This is a genomic window from Kitasatospora sp. NPDC001159 (genome assembly GCF_053598235.1).
This window is the reverse complement of sequence record NZ_JBSFJV010000223.1, coordinates 1-3,861: the sequence shown is the minus strand read 5'-3', so window position 1 is coordinate 3,861 and position 3,861 is coordinate 1. Positions and strand designations below refer to the sequence as shown.

Here is a 3,861-nt window from a genome sequence, read left to right as displayed (position 1 = left end):
CGTCCGAGTACTTCGATGGACGTCCCACCTGGACTTCCCTTCCTGGATCGTCAAGATCCAAGTGTCAGGGTGTCCACGTCACGGGGCAAAGCTCAAGGAAGACGGTGTCCACGTGCAGGAAATCGCAGGCCAGAAGCGTGTGAGCTTGGGCATGCAGGAAGGTCCGCCAGCTCTGCCGGGAGGCGCGCCGCGGTGCGGGCGGCAGTCCGAGGCGACGAAGGACTCGGCGGATGGTGGCAGCGGCGACCCGATGACCGAGCCATCGAAGCTCGCCTTGGATTCTGACGTAGCCCCAGGTCGGGTTGTCCGTGGCCAGGCGCCGGATGAGTGCGACGAGTTCGTCGGGCAGCGGTGGCCGATCCGGGCCTGACCGGTGGCTGTCGCCACTTCCAGCCGGCCAAGCGCCGATGCCAGGCCAGCAACGTGCCCGGGGGTGACGAGCCGATGCCGGCGCAGCGTGGTCGGCAGCTTTCGGGCGAGTGCGGAGAGTACCGCACGGTCGGCCCATGACATCCGTGGTCGCTCGATCTGGCGGCGGAGCAAGGCGACCTCGTGACGCAGGACGAGGATCTCGGCGCTTCTCGCAGCTGACGAGCGCCCCAGCAGTGTCAGCCAGTCCAACACCGGCAAAAGATCAAGTACAGCAGTCGCAGACCCACGACCCGCGATCATGCCCGTGAGACGACCGCTTGCAAAGCCGCTGCTCAGCCACCGTACGACAGTAAAGACACCCTTCAGGGTGCACGGCCCCGCGATCAACCTCACTGATGAACCGCTGCACGGGATGGTCCCAGGCCGCGTCCGATGCGCGCCGCCACGAGTCGTACACGTGCCACCCATGAGCCGGAGTGGAACTGGAGGGTCGAGGTGTTCGTCTCCTGATGACATGAGTGACAACACGTTAGGACGGCGCGGACTCCTTCGGACGGCGGTTGCGGGGGCTACCTTCCTGCCGGTGGTCGGTGCCGCGTCCACTGCCGCGGCGGGCGAACCGTACCGGACGGGTGGCGGCAGCGAGACGGTGTTTCGCTGGCTCGGGAACAGCGGCTGGCGGATCGAGGGCAACGGGAAGACGGTGCTGTTCGACCCGTACATCACGCGGTTCCCGACCAACGGATTCGACGCGAGTACCCGGCTCACCGTCGACACCGACCTGGTCGACCAGCACATTGGCAAGCCGGACCTCATCCTGGTCAGCCACAGCCACTGGGACCACTTCAACGACGTCCCCCACATCGCCAAGACCAAGAAGATCCCCGTCGTCGGTACCGCGACCACCTGCTACCTGCTCCGGGCGATGGGGGTGGAGGCCGCACAGCTGATCACGGTCAAGGGCGGCGAGGTCCTCGACTTCGGCGGGTACACCGTCGAGGTGGTGGCGAGTCTGCACAGCCGCAACGCCAAGCACAGCTACTGGGCGCCCGGCACGCTGACGGGCCCGCCGGCCAAGGCGCCGGAGACGATCGGCGAACTCCCGGAAGGCGACACGCTGGCCTTCCAGATCCGCCTCGGCGACGGACCGTCGACCCTCCTGACAGGCGCCAGTGACTTCGTGGAGCGCAACCTCGCCGGACTGAGGCCCGACATCGCGATGATCGCCGTCGAGAGCACCAAGCGCACCACGTACCGGTACGTGCCGCGACTGCTCAAGGCCCTCGATTTCCCGCGCACCGTCGTCCCCGTGCACTGGGACGACTTCGAGACACCCCTGACCGGTCCGGCTGTCCAGGGGAGCAACATGGACCTGGACGGACTCGTCACACAGGTTCGCGAACTCTCCCCACGTACCAGCCTGATCCGCCCGGAACACCTGACGCCCCTGCGACTGCGCGCATAGCGATCAGCTCGCGACAGACAGGGATGTGCCCGCCGATGAAAGCTTTCACCGGCGGGCACATCGTCGTCGGGGCGGTTGGGGTGCTGGGCGAGGGCGGCGTGCAGCGTCGCGTCCGGCCTTGGCGTGCACGACGGGCTCCGGCACGCCGCCGGGGCGGGCCCCGAGGACGATCCGGCCGTCGACCAGGGCCACCCAGCCGTCCAGGCCGTCGACGTCGCGCTCGGTCCAGCCGCGGGCGAAGCCGGCGCCGTGGTGGAGGGTGCGGATGCCGTCATGGCCGGACCAGCGGTGAGTCGAGGACCGGGCGGCCCAGGTCCCGGTCGGCGGGCGCGGGGCTGCTGCTGTCCATGGACAGCTCCAGCCGGCCGGGCGCGGCGGCGGGGTCCGGGGTGGTGTCGGTCATCGCGCGGTGCCTCCGGGGGTCGGGAACGGGTACGGGCGGCCGTCTATCTCTCCGGCACCCGCCGGACACACCCGAGTCGGCTGCGCACCATTCTCCGTCAGCCGGTGGCTCCCGCTCAGGAGTGAATGCTCACGGGCCTCCCATAAGGCTGGACCGGACATCGCCGACTCGCGCCGCGAGTTCACCTCGCAGCGCGGCCGCTCGGCCAGAAGACGGGTCATGCCGAACGGGTGCGGTGCAACCCTCACGGGTCGGATTTCGCCATCCCGCTGAGCCGATCCGCGTGATCGCCGTACATTCGCTGACACGAACGGAAGTTGAAGGAGCGCTTGTGGACGGACACACGTTCGGCTCGGACAGCAGTGTGGGATCGACGCGGGCCCTCGTGGAGGCGCGGCTGCCGGCCGTGCGGGAGCAGCGGCGGCAGCTTGAGGAGCAGCTGGCGGCCCTCATCGCCCAGGAGGAGGCGATGGTGGCTGTGCTGGAGGGGTTGGATGTTCTGGTCGGGGCTCCGCTCGGGGAGCGGGACCAGGTGCCGGACACCGTGCGGGTAGGCGTCGCGGACGAACTGTCTGCCGCCCGAGCGCAGTCGGCGCAGGAGCCCTCTGAGTCGCCCGTTGCCGAGTCCGCTGGGGCACCGGCTGCGGGCCGGAGCGCGGGCCCGCGCGAGGCCGTCTCCAAGAAGGCGGCAGCGAGGAAGGCGACCGCGCGGAAGGCGGCCGCCCCCGCGAAGCGAGCGGCCGCGAAGGCCGTCGCGGGGAAGGCGCCGGCGGCGGGCGCCCGGGAACAGGATGCGGCGCCCGCGCCGGCCCCGGCCGTGAGGAAGGCTGCCCGCGGCGCCTCCAAGAGCGCGGGCACGACGGCCGCCCGGGGAAAGGCGGCGCCCGCGAAAGCCACGAGGGGTGCAGGCGGCCGGATGACGCCCGCGCACCCGGCGGCGGGCCGTCGGCGCCTGACCGACGCAAAGAGTGTGCTGGCCGTCCTCGGACAGGGCAAGGGCCCACTGCGGGCCAGGGAGGTGACCGTCCTGCTCGGACTCGACGACCAGAACGGAGCGGTCGACGCGGTGCGCACGATGCTCGAGCGCCTCGCCAAGACCGGGCGGGCGCAGCGTACGGGCCGCGGCTTGTACGACACGGTGGCCGGCTGACGGCCGTCACGCAGGCGGACCCGGCTGATCCGGGTGGTGCCGATGGGTACCTCGGCACCACCCCGACCCGTTGAGGGGATTCGAGCAGACTTACAACAGCACCCGCCCGGGGCACCCGGTCTTGACAGGCCCGCCCGGGAGTCAGCCAGCCGCAGGGCGTCGTCTTGGTGGAGGACGTCCTGGAAGGCGTGCCCTCGGCGCACAGCTGGATCGAGGGAGCCCGATGGCGGGTGCCCCGGCTACGGTGGCTGGTAGGAGGTCCACAGCCATGGCCGTTCAGTCCGACCGCATGCCCGAGCCGAGGGTGCCGCGCACCATCGACGCCATCGCCGCCGCGCTCTCACCGGCCCTGCCCTTGCCGATAACCTCATCCGCGCTGGTGAGAGGCTCTGCGCGACGGTGCACTGGTGTCGTCCTCGTCGGTCGGTCAGGCACTCTGGCTGAGCCGACGAGATCTGCGGCATGATGATC

The 3,861-nt window shown here is 70.3% G+C and carries 5 protein-coding genes; 2 read left to right on the top strand and 3 right to left on the bottom strand.

Translation table 11 applies throughout. The features are described 5' to 3' along the window. Positions 1–64: 64 nt before the first annotated feature. Positions 65–508 carry a transposase gene (locus tag ACWC9T_RS41150; RefSeq protein ID WP_449826136.1) on the bottom strand — a complete coding sequence of 148 codons (444 nt, stop codon included), beginning with the start codon at positions 506–508 and terminating at the stop codon, positions 65–67. Positions 509–955: 447 nt separating this feature from the next. Here ACWC9T_RS41150 and ACWC9T_RS41145 point away from each other — a divergent pair, with 447 nt between their 5' ends. Then, the gene (locus tag ACWC9T_RS41145; RefSeq protein WP_449826135.1) at positions 956–1,837 is read left to right on the top strand and encodes an MBL fold metallo-hydrolase; all 882 of its coding nucleotides are present in this window, start codon (positions 956–958) and stop codon (positions 1,835–1,837) included. Positions 1,838–2,108: 271 nt separating this feature from the next. Here ACWC9T_RS41145 and ACWC9T_RS41140 read toward each other — a convergent pair whose 3' ends face one another. Next, on the bottom strand, positions 2,109–2,240 hold the full coding sequence (locus ACWC9T_RS41140; RefSeq protein WP_449826134.1) for a hypothetical protein: 132 nt from the start codon (positions 2,238–2,240) through the stop codon (positions 2,109–2,111). 283 nt (positions 2,241–2,523) lie between these two features. Between ACWC9T_RS41140 and ACWC9T_RS41135 the strand changes: the two genes are divergently transcribed. Further along, positions 2,524–3,390, top strand: coding sequence for a hypothetical protein (locus ACWC9T_RS41135; protein ID WP_449826133.1), 867 nt, complete (start codon positions 2,524–2,526; stop codon positions 3,388–3,390). 276 nt (positions 3,391–3,666) lie between these two features. On the opposite strand, the gene ACWC9T_RS41130 is transcribed toward ACWC9T_RS41135, so the two are convergent. Beyond that, positions 3,667–3,861 (bottom strand): hypothetical protein (locus tag ACWC9T_RS41130; RefSeq protein WP_449826132.1); only part of this gene is annotated, 195 nt, incomplete at its 5' end.